Source organism: Streptococcus sp. 27098_8_186 (assembly GCF_041432055.1).
GTDB classification, from domain to species: Bacteria; Bacillota; Bacilli; order Lactobacillales; family Streptococcaceae; genus Streptococcus; species Streptococcus dentalis.
In genome coordinates this window covers 183255-202610 of the sequence record NZ_JAPVYV010000001.1, presented here as the reverse complement: position 1 = coordinate 202610, position 19356 = coordinate 183255, and the positions used below count along the sequence as shown (strand labels likewise).

Sequence of the window (19356 nt, the reverse complement as noted above, 5' to 3'; positions counted from 1 at the left end):
AAAATAAACTTAAAATTTCTTAAGGAGTTTTACATGAAAAAAAGAAATGTCATTGCACTTGCGGGAGTTGCCCTCCTTTCAGCAGGTATCCTAGCAGCTTGTTCGGGTGGTTCTAAATCATCTAGCTCAAGCAACGGTCAAAAATTCTCATATGTCTATGAGACTGAGCCAGAAAACCTAAACTATATCACATCTGGTAAAGCAGCAACCCACGATATCACAGGAAACTTGATTGATGGTTTGTTTGAAAATGATAAATACGGGAACTTGATTCCATCTCTTGCAAAAGATTGGACAGTTTCGCAAGATGGCTTGACTTATACTTATAAACTTCGTGATGATGCTAAATGGTATGATTCAGAAGGCGAAGAGTATGCGGATGTAACAGCTAAAGATTTCGTCACAGGGATCAAATATGCGGCTGATAACAAATCAGAAATGCTCTACATCATCCAAGATTCTATCAAAGGCTTGAATGACTACGTCAGTGGTAAAAATAAAGATTTCTCAGCTGTAGGAGTAAAAGCAGTTGATGATCATACCCTTCAAATCACTTTGAACCAACCAGAATCTTACTGGAACTCTAAATTGACTCTTGGGATCACTTTCCCTGTCAACGAAAAATTCGTGAAATCAAAAGGGGATAAATTCGCTCAAGCAAGTGATACTAGCTCCCTTCTTTACAATGGTCCTTACATCTTGAAGAGCTTTACTTCGAAATCTTCTATCGAAATGACCAAGAATGAAAACTACTGGGATAAAGACAAGGTCTACATCTCAGATGTGAAATTGGAATTCTACGATGGACAAGACCAAAGTAAATTGGCCAAATCATTCGGAGAAAATGCTCTTAGCTTGGCAAAACTCTTCCCAACTGGATCTGGTTACTCAGAGCAAGCTAAAGAATTCAAAGATGAAATCACCTACACTCCTCAAGACGCCGCTTCTTATGTTATTGGTACCAACATCGATCGTCAATCTTACAAACACACTGCTAAGAAGACCGATGAAGAAAAACAATCTACTAAGAAAGCTCTCTTGAACAAGGACTTCCGTCAAGCGATCAGCTTTGCCTTCAACCGTGAAGCGTATGCTGCTCAATTGAACGGAAAAGACGGAGCAAGCAAGATCATCCGTAACCTCTACATTCCACCAACATTTGTCCAAGCTGATGGCAAGACCTTTGGTGAAATGGTGAAAACTCAATTGGATACCTACGGAGATGAGTGGAAATCTACTAAACTAGACGATGGTCAAAATGGTCTTTTCGATGCTAAGAAAGCGAAGGAAGAGTTTGCAAAAGCGAAGACTGCCTTGGAAGCAGAAGGTGTGAAATTCCCAATTCACATCGATATGCCTGTAGACCAAACCACACCATCAAGAGTTCAACGGGTACAATCCTTCAAACAATCAGTTGAAGAAGCACTTGGTAAAGAAAATATCGTCATCGATATCCAAATGCTTTCGAAAGAAGACCTTCAAAATGTGACCCTCTTTGCGCCAAATGCGGCTGGCGAAGATTGGGATCTCTCTGATAATGTTGGTTGGAACCCTGACTACCAAGATCCATCAACTTACATGGATATCTTGAAAGCTTCATCTGGTGAAAATACTAAGACTTTCCTTGGATTTGACCCAAGTGAAAACAATGAAGCAGCTAAAAAAGTTGGTCTTTACGATTTTGAAAAGATGATCAAAGATGCTGGTGCAGAATCACAAGACGTCAACAAACGCTACGAAAAATATGCGGCAGCGCAAGCTTGGTTGACAGATAGTGCCCTTGTTATCCCAACTTCTTCATCAACTGGACGTCCATTCTTGACACGTATCGAACCATTCTCAGCTCCATTTGCATGGACTGGTGGTAAAGGAAAAGACCACGTGATCTACAAAGGAATGAAACTCCAAGATAAAGCTGTGACAACTGCTGACTACAACAAAGCCCTTGAAAAATGGCAAAAAGAACAAGCAGAGTCAAACAAAAAAGCACAAGAAGATCTTAAGAAACACGTCAAATAAGGATCGATAACCGAGGCTGATGCCTCGGTTTTTTGTGGGATCATTTGAATATCAACTTGATATAAAAACGCTTACATAGTATAATAGGAGTGTTGATTACAAAAAGTGAGGAGATTGACATGAAAAAGAAAACAATGGTTTCCATTGTCGCATCAAGTTTATTGATCGCACCGATAGTCTTGCATCAAGTAGCGGCAGCAGACGAGCAAACGGAAGAGTTAGCCCCATCGACAGAAGTGGTCCATGCTCCAGCTACTGAAGCAAGACCGACAACAAGTGAAACAAGTACTGCCACTAGTGAAGAAGCTGCAAGCTCGAATGAGGCATCGCTGGATCGGACGGCAGGTGCCAATCAAGCAACCCCTGCAACAGAAGAACACACAAGACAAAGTGAGCCGACTGTCCCAGTAGCAACTCCAGCAGCAACCAACAGGGAAGCTGCACCTCAATCTGCTCCTACTTCAGAAGCTTCGGCAACAAGTCAGGATTTGGCAAAGGTCACAGGTAGCACCCTTGCAGCGGATCAGGCCTCTAATGAGTTGACGGTCCAAGATGCTGTTAATGGCTTGCTTCAATGGGCAGCAACAGATCCTAGCCAATTGGGCCAAAGCCAAGCAGATCGCGAACGCTTTGCCAAGAGTTTAGGCTTGATTGAAAAATCAGAAGATCTGACCCGTAAGGTCAGTCAGCCAGAATTGGCCAAGATGTATGAAACAGCTAAGAAACTCTACGATGCCTACCGGGCTGAAAAGAAAAGTCCGCTCTTTTTAAATGGTCGTGCCCAGCCTATTTTTCCTTATACGACGGGAAAAAAAGAAGACCAAGACTACAAATATGAAGACAGCCAAATTGTACGTTTCCCAGTCTATGTCGAAACGGACTATGACACCGATGCAGATGGCAAGCCAGACTTGGTCAAAGCCATTGTTCAATTACCAAAAGCAGTCGCGCAAGGCGATTTTAAGGCAGCCACTATTCTCGAAGCGCGCCCTTACGTAGCGGGGACACTAGACGAAAACTACGTGACTCTTGAAAGTTTGGGGCTTCCAACAGACGGTAGCTACGATATGAAGAAACTGCACAGTCAACCTGCAAAGAGACAGCCAGTAAGCAGTGAAACAACAGTAGAAGCAGCGAAAAAAGCCAAGGCATCGGATTGGTATTACTACAGTCCCTACGAGTATATCTATGACTACGAAGATCTGAACTGGTACGACTATTTCTTGGTCAGAGGCTATGCCTTTATCTCTAGCGCTGGACTTGGTACCAAGGGATCAGAAGGATTTAACACGACGGGGTCTGATCTCGAAATCAATGCCTTCAAGAATATCATCGAATGGGTCAATGGCAAACGCAAGGCCTACACCGATAAGACTAGCAATGTTGAAATCAAGGCCGACTGGGCTACAGGCAATGTCGCCATGACGGGTCTGTCCTGGGCTGGAACAACGACCTTTGGTGTGGCAGCGACAGGCGTAGAAGGATTGAAGACCATCGTTCCGGCAGCAGGAATTGCCTCTTGGTATGATTATTTCAATAGCCAAGGAACCCAATTTGGCAATGCACCTTATAGTGACCTTTCATGGCTCTCCCTCTACGTTAGCACACGGATGTTGGACCAAGACGACTGGGCAGGGATTTGGCAAAACTATTCTAACTACATCAATCAATTGAACAAGGACCAGTACGCCCATGATCGTAACTACAGTGATGTCTGGAAGGAGCGGGATTATACCCTTCATCCGGAAAATCTCAAGACCAGCGCCCTGATCGTCCATGGCTTGAATGATGACAATGTCAAGACCAAACACTTTGAACTCATGTATGATGCTCTCAAGAAAGCAGGGCAAGATGTCAAGCTCTATCTCCACCAAGGAGATCACGTCTACCCAGCGGCTATGTCACGGGGATACGGCATCACCGCCAATGGTCAGGATTTTTATGACCTGCTCAATACCTGGCTGACCCATTACCTCTACGGTGTGGACAATCACGTCGAAAGCTTACCAGCGGTTCTAGCTCAAAACAACTATGATCCAAGCAAGTGGGCAAGCTATGATAACTGGAAGAGCAATCAACGTCTCTTCTTGAATGCAAGCTCGAAACGTTTAGAAGAAACCATTTCTAGTGATTATGCGGCTGCAGGTGTTGAGATCGCTAACCGTAATGAAACAGTCAGCAAAGCCTCCTCTAAGGCCAATCTGACATTCGTTTCTGATGTTACTGAGGACACTACGATCAAGGGCCACATCCCTGTTCATTTCAAGGCAGCTCTTGCCAAGGGTCAAGGAAAGAATTTCCAAATCAACGCCCTCTTAGTTGATGTGGCAGATGAGGACTTTGACGTGGTAGGAAATGGTAGCGTCAAGCAAGATAAAACAGCAGACGGTTTCTGGATGGGAAGCAATTTAAGCAACCTATCTGTTGCCGAATACGAAACCATCAAGACCAAGTACAAGGTGATCGCAAAAGGCTGGATCAACCTTGCGAATCCTGAGTCTGGCTACGATTCAGCAAGCTCACGCGCAAGCATCGAGCCAAAAGTTGGTGAATACCACGATTACACGGTTTATCTCCAACCAAATCTTTATACAGTTAAGAAAGGTCACAAGTTAGCGCTGGTTTTCAACACCTATGACCCGTCTGATTTAACGGTGGAGCATCCATATGAAGTGACCTTCAAGACAGATTCTATCCAGGCTGCGATTCCAATTGTCGAAAAGACCCGCGTTCAAAAGGCAGCCTATGTACCAAGTGCAACAGATACTGACTATGCGAAATTGCCAGAAATAGAAGGAGCTGCTCTAGTCGCTCCAGAAGTGCACTACAAGGAAGAATATAGGCTTCCAAGCCCAGAACACCTTGTCCAACCAAGTCCAAATACTCCTGACAAGGTAGAGGAGATGAAGACAGGATCAGCTACACAAGAGCAACCTCATCGTGCCCTAGCAGTATCCTATGGCCCTCAATTTGTTTCACAAGGATTGATAGAAGCTCGTAAGGTTGCGACTCCTGCAGTAGAAGGAGAACAAGCAGACCATATGCTTCCACAAACAGGCAGCAAAGACCATGCTCTGGGTCTCTTAGGTGTGATCAGCCTAACAGCTTCAAGCCTTATCTTTTGGCGCAAAAAGAGAGAAGATGCCTAAGGACTCCCCGTAGCAAATATTTCTAAAATGACATCTTTTAGTGTAAAATAAAAGTAGAAATGCAGAATCAGTAGTCACTACTGAAAAAGGAGGAAATATGGCACACGTAATCACAGATGCAACTTTTGAACAAGAAACCAGCCAAGGACTTGTCATGATTGACTTTTGGGCAACTTGGTGTGGACCATGCCGCATGCAAGCTCCAATCTTGGATCAGTTGGCAGAAGAAGTACATGAAGATGATTTGAAAATCTGTAAGATGGATGTAGATGAAAATCCAAATACAGCACGTCAATTCGGTATTATGTCGATTCCAACTCTTCTCTTTAAAAAAGATGGACAAGTTGTCAAACAAGTAGCTGGAGTTCATACGAAAGCCCAATTGAAAGAAATCATTGCAGAATTGAGCTAAAAAGAAGACTCGTTTTCCAAACTGGGGAACGAGTTTTTTTGATGCTCTTTATTTCTTTTAAATAGACGCGACACCCATTGACAGCGCTTTCTTGTAGTGCTAAAATGAAACTGTATTTCCTATAAAATTTTTACAGGGAAAAAATTCTCCTAGGAAGATGTCGATCCTAGGAGAAAATTACATATAAAAGTTATTGGCCCTCTGTATCTTGGGCTACCCAGACGCTGACGGAGCGTTCTGCCACTGGGAATTCAGCAGTACCGTCTTCTTGAACTTGGACAGTTTCGCTACAATTTTCTAGGACATCATAGTAGGTGAGGCCTGAGTAGGATGAGCCGATCTCCATGACTTTTGTAGCAGCTTGGTTATTCGAAACCAAGCAGGCGATTGGTGCTGATTCTTCTGTACCTGAGCGTGTCCAACCGATGCAATTAGGATCATCGAAGTAGTCCGTTTGTTCCCCGTAGGCCAGATCTTTACGAACCCATAAGAGGCGATCGAGGACCTCTTGGAAACTTTCTTGCGCAAATTGGCCCTCGATACCGTAGTAGTCTCCATAGAAGACACAAGGCAAACCAGCTTCACGAAGTAAGATCAAGGCATAGGCTGCAGGCTTGAACCATTCTTGGATTGTAGATTCCAAGGCTTGCCCTCGTTGGGTATCATGGTTGTCCACAAAGGTTACGGCCTCTTCAGGATGATTGAGCGCTAGTGTTCCGTCAAAAATAGTTCGAAGGTCGAAATTTTCACCCTCTTGACTAGCTCGGAAGAGATTTTGGTGGAGGGCTACATCGATCAAGTCATACAAGTAGTCAATGCTTTCCAAGTACTCATCGTTGGTTTCTGTGTCGCCATTCCAAAATTCACCAAAAACGTAGAAATCTTCTCCATATTTTTTGGTGATATTATGGATGAAATTCTTCATAAAGAAGGAGTCTATGTGTTTGACGGCATCCAGACGGAAGCCCTCAACCCCTGTCGTTTCGATAAACCATTCAGCCCATTGGTCGAGATTTTCAACAACTTCGGGATGTTTGAAATCGATATCGGCATACATGAGGTAATCGTAGTTTCCGTTTTCCTTGTCTACCAGATCTCCATGAGCCCAACCTTTGTTGTCCCCTTGGATTTGGTAGATTCCATTCTTATTACGAGAAGCATCGTAGTCAGTACCGGTGAAGTGGTACCAGTGCCAGTGGAAGTCATTATAGGCGCCATTTCGGCCATCAAAAGTAAATTTGGTCCATCCTTGAATAGTGAAGGGCTCAGTGAGAACCTTGTTTCGATCCATAGGATCGACCTCAACGACCTCGAATTCCTCTAAGCCATCAGCAGCAGCCTTATGGTTGAGAACGACATCGGCCATTGGTTGAATCCCTGCATCTTTGAGGGCTTGAATGGCTTGAAGATAATCGTCTTTGAAACCATATTTGGTACGAACTGTTCCTTTTTGGTCGAACTCGCCCAAATCAAAGAGGTCATAGACTCCGTAACCAACGTCATTGTTAGAAGTAGCTTTAAAGGCAGGTGGCATCCAGACTTTACGAATACCCAAGTCTGCTAAGTGTTGCGCATCTTCAGCAAGACGCGTCCAGTGGTTCCCATCAGCGGGCAAATACCACTCAAAATATTGCATTAAGGTTTGATTTTCCATTTTTATTTCTTCTTTCATGTGAATGTCCCTATTTTACCAAAAATAGTTGGATGCGACAAACGTTTGCGCTGGAAGCAAGCTCTTTCTGGAAAAGAAATCGTATACATGAAAGAAATGAAGTGAGAATGTAAAAAGTAGCATTTTATCAACGTAGAAATATCAGTCTGATACATATATTTCTATCCATTCATTTAGTTTGATTATATCAAAGGAGGATTGGTTTGAAAGTGAAAACGACCAATAGAGAGAGCATCGAAACGATTTTTACCGAAGCCTTGGCGATCCCAAGCTTTACCAACACTGAGACAGAGCAAGGAATCGAAGCCTACCTGGATCAACGGATTGCCCAGATCCCCTATTTCAAGGAACATCCGAACCAGTTTGGGCGCTATATGGTGCCACAGGACCACTTGCATCGGTCGGTCAATTGGGCCTTAGTTGATAAGGGCAAGAAAAAAACAGTTATCCTTTTCCACCACCATGATACAGTTGATTTAGAAGACTATGGAAATTTGGCAGAAATCGCACTCGATTCTGATAAAGTAGCAGAAGCCTTGAAAACACTAGATAGTCGACCAGATATGCAGGAAGACTTAGCTTCTGGGGAGTGGAAATTTGGCAGAGGGTCTTGCGATATGAAAGCAGCATTGGCCCTTCAATTGGGGGTTCTGGAAGCCTATGCGGCAGATCCCGTGGAAGGTCAGGTCAATCTGCTCTATCTCTCTGTTGGAGATGAGGAATCCTATTCACGTGGGATGCGTGGAGCTTTGGGCCTCCTCACAGATTTGCAGGAGAAGTTTGATCTGAATTATGTATTAGCAGTGGATTCAGAACCCTTTGAATCAGAGGTAGGAAAAGAAAAGGTCCTTCACATTGGCACAGTCGGCAAACTCATGCCGGTCGTTGTGGCACAAGGTGTCTTGTCCCATATGAAGGAGCCCCTTAAAGGGATCAATGCCTTGTCACTCTTAGTGGCCATCGCAAGCCAGCTAGATCTTCATCCCGATCTGGCAGATCAGGCGCTGGGAGAAACGTCTCCCCTTCCTTCTTGGTCCTATCTCAGAGATTTGAAGGACCAGTACGATGTATCGACCGTGCTCTATGCGGCTGGTTATTTCAGTGTTCTGCATTTGAAGAAAACACCCCAAGAGCTCCTACAGCGGATTTATGAGCTTAGTCAGGAGGCCTTGGATGCCTTTTACAAGAAGTATGAGCACTTGCAGGATCAGGCTGGCCAAGACCATATGATTGCAAGGCCAAGAGTCATCACCTATCAAGAACTAGAGGAACGATGCCAAGCCATAGAAGGTTACCAAGCCTTTAGGGAAGCTTCTAACCAAAAAGCGGAATACGATTTTCGTAATGGGACCAGCTACCAGAGCCTTGCAATCCAGCAAATCCAGCGACTCCTAGAGTTTCTCGGAGATAAGGATCCCATGGTGGTTATTGGTTTTGCGCCCCCCTATTATCCTTCCATGAACTGCCGCTTTTTGGACAATACCGATCTCAATATCGTGTCCCTCATCACTGATTACCGCGAGTATCTGGACACAAGAGGTTACCTCTTAAAAGTCGAAGAATACTTTATGGGGATTAACGACACCAGTTATTGTGCCTTGGAAAAGGATGTGGCCTCTTATCAAGTCGTCTTGGATAGCCTAGCCACACCAGCCCAGGTCTATGATCTGGATCTGGAAAAAATTGCCCAAATTCAGGTTCCAGCGGTCAATCTAGGCCCTTGGGGCAAAGAATTGCATAAGCGAGGAGAGCGGGTCTACAAAGAAGACTTCTTAGAGACCATTCCAAACTATCTGCTAGAATTGCTCTACCATTTCGATGATCGCTTATCAACAGAATAAGAAAAAACGGTCCCAATGAGGATCCATTAGGGAGTTAACATGATTACATTTCACGGAGTTACCAAAGATTACGATGGGCACATTGCCCTCAACCACTTGGATCTGACCATCGAAGATGGACAAATTGTCGGCTTGATTGGCCACAACGGAGCTGGAAAGTCAACGACGATTAAGAGCCTGGTCAGTGTCATCACCCCAACTACTGGATCAATTGAAGTGGATGGTCAGGACCTCTATAGCCATCGGCTGGCGATCAAAAAGAAGATCGGTTATGTAGCGGATTCACCAGATCTTTTCTTGCGCCTCACAGCCAATGAATTCTGGGAGTTGGTTGCGACCTCTTATGATATGAGTCAGAAAGACTGTGATCAACGCTTGGAAGAGCTTCTTACGATCTTTGATTTTCAGAGCCACCGCTATGAAGTGATTGAATCCTTTTCACATGGGATGCGCCAGAAGGTCTTTGTCATTGCAGCCCTCTTGTCGGATCCAGATATCTGGGTCTTGGACGAACCCATGACCGGTTTGGATCCACAGGCTTCTTACGATTTAAAACAAATGATGCGCCAACATGCGGATCGCGGCAAGACGGTTATTTTCTCTACCCACGTATTAGAAGTGGCCGAACAACTCTGTGATAAGATCGCCATTCTCAAAAAAGGTAATCTCATCTTCTATGGGACGATCGAGGAATTGAAGGGCCAACATCCCGAACAAAGTCTGGAAAGTATCTATCTCAGCCTAGCGGGGCGGAAGGAAGAAGGTGGCGATCATGCGTCTTAAGATCATCCAACAGCTGGTCAATGTCAATATCATCTATGCTAGTCAGCCGGCCCAGATCGCAAAATTACGCGCCAAACAGGCTAAAAAACCGGACGTCAAACTCAATGTTGCCCGCAGATCGGTGCTCAACTACCTCTTTTTAGGATTGGTCTATTTCCTCATATTTGGCTTGCTCTTTAGTATCTATGATTTTGTCCATCAGCCAGCCTTCTTTGTCAATATGGTGGCCCTCTTTTCCTTGATGACCATTTCCCAAGGCTTTATGAGTTTTTACAATGTCTTTTATGAAAGCAAGGACCTCCAGTTTTACCGGCCCTATGCTTTCTCAGATGCGGAAGTCATTGCTGGAAAAAGTATCTCGGTCATCCTGACCCTTCTCATGGCTATCCTTCCATTGATCAGCTATTTTTTGATCCTGCCTGTCCAAGCAGGCGGCTTCAATCCGTTAGGGATCCTGCTAGGCCTCTTTTGTGCCGTGATTCTCTTAGGCGTTCTCTTTTTAGCGACGATTTTACTAGCTCATTTGATCACTAAGACCCTTTTTTTCAAAAAACACACGACCCTGGTCTCCAACATCATGGTCGGAATTGGTTCTCTTCTGAGCCTAGGAGCTTATCTCTATCTGAATCTAGTCCAAACCCATCGGGTAGAGGTGTCGGGTGGAGCGGATATTCCCATTCTATTTCCACCTTTTACAGCCTTTCATCAGTTTATCCTCCATCCTTTTGATGGTGGAGCGATCCTTGGCCTTCTGGGCTGGATAGCGGTGCTTTTGGTCTTGATCGGCCTGGTTCGCAAAATCGTGATCCCACAATTCTATGATGCAGCCCTTGCGGTTGCGACCAACCAAACCGTCAAAGAGCGCGTGAAAGCCATCCATGTGGGCCAGAAAGACTCCTTTAGACAGTTTGTCATTCAGTATCATCGCAGACTCTTGAGCGATGGAACCCTTATGGTGCAAGTCCTATTGATGATGAGTATTCTGCCATATATTTTCCTCCTCAGTGGAGCAGCAGGAGCATCAAAAAATATAGGAGGCCTCAGTCCTTACTTGACACCCCAGTATCTGGTACCACTGACCCTTGTTGCCATCTTGATCGGTGTTTTCAATAGTTTTGGAGGCTTGACCAGTATCGGTATTTCGCTAGAGCGCGAAAACTTTGAATACTTGAGATCCCTCCCTGTTGATTTCAAACGCTATCTCTTTATGAAGTTTTGGTTGCTCTATCTGGTGCAATCCATCCTTCCTGTCATTCTTCTAGTTGGCGTTTGTCTCTATTTTGGCGTCCATCCCTTGGCTATCCTTGCCATGTTACTGATCTGGGTTGTAACGACCATTCCGATCTGCATCCGAGACTATGTCAAAGATTTTCAGAACTTTAGCACCAATTGGACCAATATCACAGAGTTGATGACCCGTCATCGTGGGAATGCAGTTCTTCAGTCTATCCTCTTGATTGTCTTTCTCTTTGTGATGTTTCTCCTGATCATTGTCAGCTTCATTTGGACCTATCATTCCGTCAGCACCCTGCTGGCTGTGATCCTTTATAGTGTCATCCTGCTAATCGGAGCTGGGATCAGCTATACCATTTACCGCAAAAAAATCCGTACCCTCTACCAAGAGATCGGAGAATAAAAAAAGAGAGTGGGACAGAAATCGGTCATTCGTTAGAATTCAATTTCGTCGTCCCACCTCCGCACAGTTGAGTAGGGCTGTAAAGCTGATGAAATCAGTGTAGTAGAGCCCACTCAACCACTGCGTCTTGCTCGACAATCCAAAAACAAATGAGAGGCTAGGACTTTTGTCCTAGCCTCTTTTTAGTGGTAACTTAAATTTCATACCCCATGAGGAGGCCGCCTTCTTCGGCGTAGAAACTACAAAGTCCAGAAGTAGGAAGGACTTCGATCATTGCATGGGCAAATTTTTCACGAACCAATGCAGAGAATTGCTCAATAAATTTTTCATTGTTGCGGTGGGCGATGGTGATATGACCGCCAGCATAACCCGCCTTGATCAATTCATCAAAAGCAGCTTTGATCGCTTTCTTTTGGCCCCGTGCTTTTTGAAGCAGCTCAAGGGTACCCGTCTTACTAGCTTCCCCGACCATACGGATATTGAGGAGTCCGACAACAGTCCCGATCAATTTGCTGAGACGCCCATTTTTGACCAGATTATCAACCTTGGCCAAAACAAAGAGCAACTTCGTCTTAGACTGGTAGGTCGTGATCACATCGACTACTTGATCAAAATCGAGGCCTTCAGCGACCAACTGATTGAGCTTGCGAACGATCAGGTCCACCTCACCCCCAGCTGACAAGCTATTAATGACGTGGATATTGGTATTCGGATGCTCTTCTAGATAAATCTTCTTGGCCACCTCAGCACTATTGTAGCTACCTGAAAGGGTTCCAGTGATGGTCACAACGACGATATTTTCAGCTCCTTCAAAGGACTTCATATAATCATCGGGACTCGGACAGGCAGACTTAGAAGCAGTCGTAGTCGCATACATCTCTTCCATCATCTGATCGATATTGAGTTGGACATCATCTGTGTAGATAGTTTCTCCCACTTGGATGGTCAGTGGGACACTGACAAACTCCGTATCTGGTGCCAGGTTGTCCAAAGAGCGGTAGTCACAGCCTGAATCCGCAATAATTTTCCATTTCATCAGTTCATACCTCATAATTGTATAAAAATGTACATTGACAAGTAGTTTGTCTTCTTTTACAATTATATCATGAAGTACCATGCTATCCAAGCAGATAACATCAGGTGAGACAGATAGAAAGTAAATGTTATGGCAGAAAGAAAAATATCCGAGAAATCCTTGGAAAATCTCAAACGATTTAACCAAGAAAACAATGCGATTACACGAGAATCCATCGAAATCTCTCTCCTGCAACTATTGGAGAAAAAAGATCTGAAAAAGATCACCATCTCTGAGCTGGTTCAGCGTGCTGGGGTCTCTCGCGCGGCCTTTTACCGCAATTATGGATCAAAAGAAGAGATTCTTGAGTCTATCTTTCAATCTAGTATCGCAAAAATTACCAAGTCTTTAGATGGCTACAACCTCAAGACAGATCTCTACCAAGTCTGGGTCTATCTTTTTAAGGAAGTTAAGAAAGAAGCTAAGATTATCAGCCTGGCCATTGATTACAATTTTGAACGGCTCTTGACCAAGGCAGTCTATGACTTTTTAGAAAAACGAAATGGCAGCTCATCAAATGGCGCTGGCAGCTACCTCAATTCCTTCTGGAGCTCAGCCATTGTCTCTGTCATCTCCAAATGGATCAAGGATGGCATGAAGATTCCCGCTGAGAAAATCGCGACCCTAGGCCTTCCTCTCTTCCCACAAAAGAAGAAGTAAGAACCACCGATAGGTGGTTTTAAAGTAAACTGCCCCTCTCCATAACTAGCCCAAATGAATAGATAGAACTATACATAGATTATTCAAAGGACAAGAACGATGATGGAAGAACGAATTCTTGCTGCTAAGCAGTATGTGAAAACCTTATTTGCTGATCGAGCGGATGGCCATGATGTAGAGCATACCCTCCGCGTCTATACTAATGCTATGAGAATCGCACAAGCAGAAGGGCCATGTGATCTGGAGATAGTGGGCTTGTCAGCTCTTCTTCACGATGCTGATGATGATAAATTGTTTCAAACAGAGAATCATGCGAATGCTCGTAAGTTTCTAGAAGAGATCGGTACTCCTAAAAACCAAATCGAGCAGATTTGTCGGGTAATCAATGCTGTTTCTTTCAGCAAAAATCGCGGTAAACATCCAGAAACCTTAGAAGGCAAGATTGTCCAGGATGCAGACCGGCTCGATGCGATAGGAGCTGTAGGAATTGCGCGAACTTTTTCCTATGGTGGCCACAAAGGGAGACCCCTTACTGATACCGTCCAACATTTCCACGACAAGTTGCTCCTCTTAAAAGATGAAATGAACACGGAGACTGCCAAACAAATGGCAGAAAGTCGCCATCAATTTTTAATCACCTTTCTAAAAGAACTAGAGAAGGAATTGGACTGAGTGAAATATTGAAATTAACTTTTATAAAAGACTTATTTGAAAGAAAGATATGCTAAATCAACTAATAAAGAAACCTATTTTAAGTTGTTCAATTATATTTGTTATCTGCTCAGTAGCAAGGCTATTCGAATACTTGTATATGAGGACAGATGATACTTTTTTATCGGAGAATTTTCTACACAAACTTTTTGGAATACTTTTATTGTGGGGAATTCTTTCAATTAGCAAATTAAGATGGATAGATATTGGTTTTACACCTAATGGAATTATAAGAGGTATAGGAAATGGCCTGCTCTTTGGTTTAGTGTGCTCCATCTTTGCATATACAGTTGAGTGTATTGTTCTCTTGTTTCTTCATGGCAATGTTCACTTATCGTTTTATGCCAGTGGTTTTTCCTTAACAAACGAAAAAGGATCACAAGCAGGTATCTTGTTTATCATGTTAAGTATCTTATTTAACCTGATAAACGTGTGGATGGAAGAAGGAGTTTTTCGTGGCCTTTTCACCAAAATTCTTGAAGGGATTTCTTACCGTAAGAGTCTATTCTTTATAGCCTTCCTATTTGGAATATGGCACTTGGCAATGCCGTTCAGAGATTATCTTCAAGGAGAATCGTCACTCTTAAATCTTATTACCATGGGGATTGGCTATGTTATCCTAGCGGGAATGATGAGCATCAAATGGTCCTTACTTTACAAAATGACAGGTTCCTTGTGGCTAGGACTAGGAGATCATCTTTTCAACAATCTTGCTTCAAATCTGGTCCATGTTGTCTCAAATTCTGAATCAGATAGCTTGCAGATAGTAAGAATTATTCTTTGGCAGTTGTTGTCATTTGCAATTGTTTTGAGCATTTATAAAAGAAAGTCAAAGACTATAGCAAATCAATGTTGAAGCTCTTTTAAAAATTTTTGAATCCTATTACAGTTTATGAATCAACGATAAAAAATTTTTTATAAGTAACTCTAACAAAAGAGGCTGGGACAAAAGTCCTAGCCTCTCAATTATTTTTGGATTGTCGAGCAAGACGCAGTGGTTGAGTGGGCTCTACTACGCTGATTTCATCAGCTTTTACAGCCCTACTCAACTGTGCGGAGGTGGGACGACGAAATCGAATTCTAACGAATTACCGATTTCTGTCCCACTCTCTTTCTTTATTCTTGGATCATGGCTAGGAGATCCTCTCCTGTAGTGGTTGGAAGGATCCGGACTCGTTTGAGGGAATAGAGTCCATCAGCGGAGCTGGCTAGTCCATTTTTAGTGGTGAGGCCTAGTTTGTAGTCAGCTTTCTTGGCTTGGTCGATCGTGACCTGGCTGTAGCGACCGGATGGGTAGACGATAACGCTGGTATTTTGATCCAGCACCTTATCTAGCAGGCGTTTAGAAGCAACTAGCTCATTCTTTTGGGTCTCAAGACTGGAATTGGCTAGGTCTGGATGATTGACCGTATGGCTTTCAAAGGTCAAGCCAGCACTTTTCATCTCTTTGATTTGGTCAAAGGTCAGGACATTTTCTTTTTCCTTTTGGGTAAAGTCCGTGATGATATTATTGGTGGCGGTCATCTTGTACTTCTTAAGAAGCGGATAGACGATAGTATAGAAATCTTCGACGCCATCATCAAAGGTCAGCCAGACAAATTTCTTTCCTTTGGGTACTTCGTTCTTGACGAGGATGCGATAGGCTTCCCCAGGTGTCAGGGTGTAGTAACCCGCTTTTTTTAGGGCCTTTAGTTGGCTTTCAAAGGTTTCTGGATCAACGATCAAATTAGCATTGGCAGCTTCAGACTCGGCCATATTGTGCACGGAGTGGTACATGAGGATGGGCAGTTTGACCGGCTTTTTCACCCGAGTCCACTCGATAGAGGAGCTACCTTCTTCGAGAGAACGCGTCATGGCAGTGCCACTGGTATTCCCCTCATTCGGCTGAGTGATCCGCTTGATCAGAAGAAAGCTACAAATAAAGATACAGACCAGTAGGAGGGCATTGATTCCAAGTAGGGCTTTGATTTTTTTAGGTACTCTTCGTTTACTCATAGTGTCACCGTTTTCATTATTTTCTTTATTGTACCACAAATTCTAGGTTCTTTTCCAGAACTTGCTACAGGCAGATCCTGTCATGAAAATTCAGAATTTTTAAGGCAATTGGCTGTCAAACGCTCAAGTTTTTGTTATAATGGAGCTACTATAGAAAATTCAAGGAGTCAATAGGATGTCTGTTAAGATTGCCTTACTAGGATTTGGTACTGTTGCAAGTGGCGTACCATTTTTATTAAAAGAAAACCATGAAAAAATCACCCAGGCAGCTCAAGATGAAATCGAGATTGCCAAGGTCTTGGTTCGCGATGATGCGGAAAAGCAAAGCTTGCAAGCGGCTGGCCATGACTACAACTTTGTGACCAATGTCGATGAGATCATTGAAGACAAAGAGATTGCCATCGTGGTTGAATTGATGGGCCGGATTGAGCCAGCGAAGACCTTTATCACCCGTGCTCTTGAAGCGGGTAAGCATGTGGTCTCTGCTAACAAAGACCTTCTAGCTGTTCATGGAAGTGAATTGTTAGAGGTTGCTCAAAAACACCAAGTAGCTCTTTATTATGAAGCAGCTGTAGCGGGTGGGATCCCAATCCTTCGGACCTTGGTGAATTCTTTGGCTTCTGACAAGGTGACCAAAGTACTCGGTGTAGTCAATGGAACCTCCAACTTCATGATGACCAAAATGGTGGAAGAAGGCTGGACTTATGAAGATGCTTTAGCAGAAGCGCAACGCCTTGGTTACGCTGAAAGTGACCCAACCAATGACGTCGAAGGGATTGATGCAGCCTACAAGATGGTGATCTTGAGTCAATTTGCCTTTGGGATGAACATCCAATTTGACCAAGTAGGTCACAAAGGGATCAGCCAGATCACTCCACAAGATGTCTCTGTCGCTCAAAGCCTTGGTTATGTGATCAAACTGGTCGGCTCGATCGTTGAAACGCAATCAGGGATTGCAGCAGAGGTGACACCAACCTTCCTTCCAAAACAACACCCACTTGCTGGTGTGAATGACGTCATGAATGCGGTCTATGTGGAATCCATCGGGATTGGTGAGTCTATGTACTATGGACCAGGCGCTGGTCAAAAACCAACTGCGACCAGTGTTGTAGCCGACCTCGTTCGCATTGTCCGTCGTCTAAAAGAAGGAACGATCGGCAAAGCCTTCAATGAATACAGCCGTCCTCTTCAATTGGCTAAGCCTGAAGATGTGAAGAACAATTATTACTTCTCAATCAAGGCACCAGATGCGACTGGTCAAATCTTGCGTCTCGCGGAGATCTTTAATGCAGAAGGAGCTTCCTTCAAGCAAATCCTCCAAGAAGACTCTGATGGTCACTATGCAAGCGTCGTGATCATTACCCACCAAGTCAACCAGACACAATTCAAGAACTTGGTTGAAAAACTGGATTCAGAGCCGAATTTCGAACTCTTGAATACCTTTAAGGTCTTGGGAGAATAAGCATGAAGATTATTGTTCCAGCAACCAGTGCCAATGTAGGGCCCGGATTTGATTCTGTTGGGATTGCCGTGACTCGTTATTTGACCATTGAAGTGCTTGAACCAGCAGATGCTTGGTTGATTGAGCATGATCTAGGAGCAGGGATTCCGACAGACGAGAAAAACCTCTTGCTCTCAACAGCCCTGTCGATTGCCCCAGCTATTCAACCATATCGTATCAAGATGACCAGTGAAGTGCCTTTGGCGCGTGGTCTTGGTTCTTCTAGCTCGGTCATTGTAGCAGGGATTGAATTGGCCAATCAATTAGCTAATCTCCAGCTATCAGATGCTGAGAAATTACGCATCGCGACCGAGATCGAAGGGCATCCAGATAATGTAGCTCCAGCTATCTTTGGGAATATGGTCATTGCGAGCTATATCGGGGAGGATGTCCAATATGTCACGGCTGACTTCCCAAGCTGTGACCTTGTGGCCTTTGTACCGAGCTACCAATTGAAGACCAGCGATAGCCGCAATGTCCTACCGAAAGAATGGTCTTATAAGGAAGCTGTTGCAGCTAGTAGTGTAGCCAATGTGGCCATCGCAGCTCTCCTCAAGGGAGATTTGCTGACGGCTGGTCGCTCCATTGAGTTAGATCATTTCCACGAGCGCTACCGTCAATCTCTTGTCAAAGAGTTTCCTCAGGTCAAAGAAGTCGCCCATGCGCATGGGGCTTACGCCACCTATCTGTCGGGAGCAGGCCCAACGATCATGAACCTCTTAGCGCCAGAGCATGCAGCAGCCTTTGTTGCAGCTCTCGAAAAACTCGGGCTAGATGGTCAGATTTTCCAACTTAAAATTGACACATTTGGCGTTCGTGTTGAGAATTAAACCCGAATGTAACACAAATGAAAGAAGGATGTATACGAATGTATATGTCCTTTTTGCTTCTCCTATGGTAGAATGGGAACAGTATGGGGAAAAGCTCAAGCTTTCCTGAAAATCTAGGGGGAAACATGAAACCAGAATATTTATATAGTATTGCTACCGATCTTGGTCTGCAATTTGATGGCGAAGCTCGTGTGATGTATGGAGAGCGTGAAGGCTTCTTGTTGGTCATTGAAGGCGCTCAAACCAAGAATGTATTTACCATTTCACTCAGTGTGAAACAAGGTTCCGAAGGAGACTTGATCGAAGATAGTGAAATTCTTTGGAATGAATTAAAAGAACAATCAAAAGCCATTAATGCTATCTCTTCTGATGGTTACTTGACCTCGATCGTTGTCAAAGGTGGAATGATCAAAGGGAAGGCTGTCGAAACCTTATGGACAGCTATCCAAGATATTGTTGATTTCTTACTCAACCACCAATTTGTGCAAGTGAATGCGGAAACGGGTGAGGAAGGACCAATCGGTCTGTATCAAATTGGAGATGCGATCTTTTTAATCGACGATGCAACCTTTAGAGCCTACCAAGCCGAAGTGCAAGATACAGTTGAGGCTTATGAAGCGCGGGAAGAAAACTTCCTTTTGGGGATTGTAGGGGCTGTGATCGGTGTAATCATCGGTGGAGCAGTTGCCCTCTTGGTAGCGCGTCTTGGCTATGTATCTGTTTTAGCAGGGGCTGCCCTCGGTTATTGTACCATCAAAGGTTATGAGATTCTTGGTAAGAAATTGACTAAAAAAGGTGTGGTAGTTTCAGCTATTTTGATGGTCTTGACCGTCTTTTTGGTCAACCAATTAGATTATACTTTGGCGCTTATGAGTGAACTGGATTTGCCATTTGATATGTCCTGGACGCTTCTCAATGAAGCGACATTCTCAGGGGATGTCCCTGATAAATTTTACTTGAATCTAGCACTCTTAGCTGTCTTTACTCTTGGTGGTGCTTGGATTTCGGTCAAATCAGCTCTGGATGGACAAAAGAATCGTGCCATTGCTCGTAAAATTGCATAATGAATGAT

15 protein-coding genes are annotated in these 19356 nt (G+C 44.0%); 12 read left to right on the top strand and 3 right to left on the bottom strand.

Annotated features, from left to right (window positions below):
• Window positions 1-33 precede the first annotated feature (33 nt).
• The 3 genes from O3602_RS00965 to trxA all read left to right on the top strand — a co-directional run bounded on the left by O3602_RS00965 (window position 34) and on the right by trxA (window position 5580).
• Window positions 34-2019: a peptide ABC transporter substrate-binding protein gene (locus tag O3602_RS00965; protein WP_151378762.1), complete on the top strand. Its 1986-nt coding sequence runs from the start codon at window positions 34-36 to the stop codon at window positions 2017-2019.
• Window positions 2020-2138: 119 nt separating this feature from the next.
• The gene (locus tag O3602_RS00960; protein WP_371610968.1) at window positions 2139-5168 is read left to right on the top strand and encodes a CocE/NonD family hydrolase; all 3030 of its coding nucleotides are present in this window, start codon (window positions 2139-2141) and stop codon (window positions 5166-5168) included.
• A gap of 97 nt (window positions 5169-5265) precedes the next feature.
• Window positions 5266-5580 carry a thioredoxin gene (trxA, locus tag O3602_RS00955; RefSeq protein ID WP_371610967.1) on the top strand — a complete coding sequence of 105 codons (315 nt, stop codon included), beginning with the start codon at window positions 5266-5268 and terminating at the stop codon, window positions 5578-5580.
• 190 nt (window positions 5581-5770) lie between these two features.
• Here the strand turns inward: trxA and O3602_RS00950 are convergent, their stop codons facing one another.
• Entirely contained in the window at window positions 5771-7252 is a 1482-nt protein-coding gene (locus tag O3602_RS00950; RefSeq protein WP_371610966.1) for an alpha-amylase, read from the bottom strand.
• 209 nt (window positions 7253-7461) lie between these two features.
• On the opposite strand from O3602_RS00950, the gene O3602_RS00945 reads away from it, so the two are divergent.
• The 3 genes from O3602_RS00945 to O3602_RS00935 are packed head-to-tail and all read left to right on the top strand — an operon-like array spanning window position 7462 to window position 11512.
• A complete protein-coding gene (locus O3602_RS00945) occupies window positions 7462-9093 on the top strand; it encodes a M20/M25/M40 family metallo-hydrolase (RefSeq protein WP_371611098.1) in 1632 nt (543 codons plus the stop codon).
• A gap of 39 nt (window positions 9094-9132) precedes the next feature.
• Window positions 9133-9876, top strand: coding sequence for an ABC transporter ATP-binding protein (locus tag O3602_RS00940; RefSeq protein ID WP_014713507.1), 744 nt, complete (start codon window positions 9133-9135; stop codon window positions 9874-9876).
• Window positions 9866-11512, top strand: coding sequence for a hypothetical protein (locus tag O3602_RS00935; RefSeq protein ID WP_023918402.1), 1647 nt, complete (start codon window positions 9866-9868; stop codon window positions 11510-11512). Before O3602_RS00940 ends, O3602_RS00935 begins: the two co-directional genes overlap by 11 nt.
• A 193-nt stretch (window positions 11513-11705) precedes the next feature.
• On the opposite strand, the gene O3602_RS00930 is transcribed toward O3602_RS00935, so the two are convergent.
• Entirely contained in the window at window positions 11706-12548 is an 843-nt protein-coding gene (locus O3602_RS00930) for a DegV family protein (protein ID WP_023918400.1), read from the bottom strand.
• Between the two features lie 129 nt (window positions 12549-12677).
• Between O3602_RS00930 and O3602_RS00925 the strand changes: the two genes are divergently transcribed.
• The 3 genes from O3602_RS00925 (at window position 12678) to O3602_RS00915 (ending at window position 14814) form a co-directional block, all read left to right on the top strand.
• Window positions 12678-13247 carry a TetR/AcrR family transcriptional regulator gene (locus tag O3602_RS00925; RefSeq protein WP_037599347.1) on the top strand — a complete coding sequence of 190 codons (570 nt, stop codon included), beginning with the start codon at window positions 12678-12680 and terminating at the stop codon, window positions 13245-13247.
• A 99-nt stretch (window positions 13248-13346) separates the two neighbouring features.
• The gene (locus tag O3602_RS00920; RefSeq protein ID WP_023918398.1) at window positions 13347-13919 is read left to right on the top strand and encodes an HD domain-containing protein; all 573 of its coding nucleotides are present in this window, start codon (window positions 13347-13349) and stop codon (window positions 13917-13919) included.
• A 49-nt stretch (window positions 13920-13968) separates the two neighbouring features.
• Complete coding sequence (locus O3602_RS00915; RefSeq protein WP_049492035.1) at window positions 13969-14814, top strand: CPBP family intramembrane glutamic endopeptidase; 846 nt, start codon at window positions 13969-13971, stop codon at window positions 14812-14814.
• 260 nt (window positions 14815-15074) lie between these two features.
• On the opposite strand, the gene O3602_RS00910 is transcribed toward O3602_RS00915, so the two are convergent.
• Window positions 15075-15953 carry a polysaccharide deacetylase family protein gene (locus tag O3602_RS00910; protein ID WP_049492061.1) on the bottom strand — a complete coding sequence of 293 codons (879 nt, stop codon included), beginning with the start codon at window positions 15951-15953 and terminating at the stop codon, window positions 15075-15077.
• Between the two features lie 175 nt (window positions 15954-16128).
• Between O3602_RS00910 and O3602_RS00905 the strand changes: the two genes are divergently transcribed.
• The 3 genes from O3602_RS00905 (at window position 16129) to O3602_RS00895 (ending at window position 19348) form a co-directional block, all read left to right on the top strand.
• Complete coding sequence (locus O3602_RS00905; RefSeq protein ID WP_049472560.1) at window positions 16129-17415, top strand: homoserine dehydrogenase; 1287 nt, start codon at window positions 16129-16131, stop codon at window positions 17413-17415.
• A 2-nt stretch (window positions 17416-17417) separates the two neighbouring features.
• The gene (gene thrB, locus O3602_RS00900; protein WP_371610965.1) at window positions 17418-18284 is read left to right on the top strand and encodes a homoserine kinase; all 867 of its coding nucleotides are present in this window, start codon (window positions 17418-17420) and stop codon (window positions 18282-18284) included.
• A gap of 83 nt (window positions 18285-18367) precedes the next feature.
• Window positions 18368-19348 carry a hypothetical protein gene (locus O3602_RS00895; protein WP_049492027.1) on the top strand — a complete coding sequence of 327 codons (981 nt, stop codon included), beginning with the start codon at window positions 18368-18370 and terminating at the stop codon, window positions 19346-19348.
• Window positions 19349-19356 lie beyond the last annotated feature (8 nt).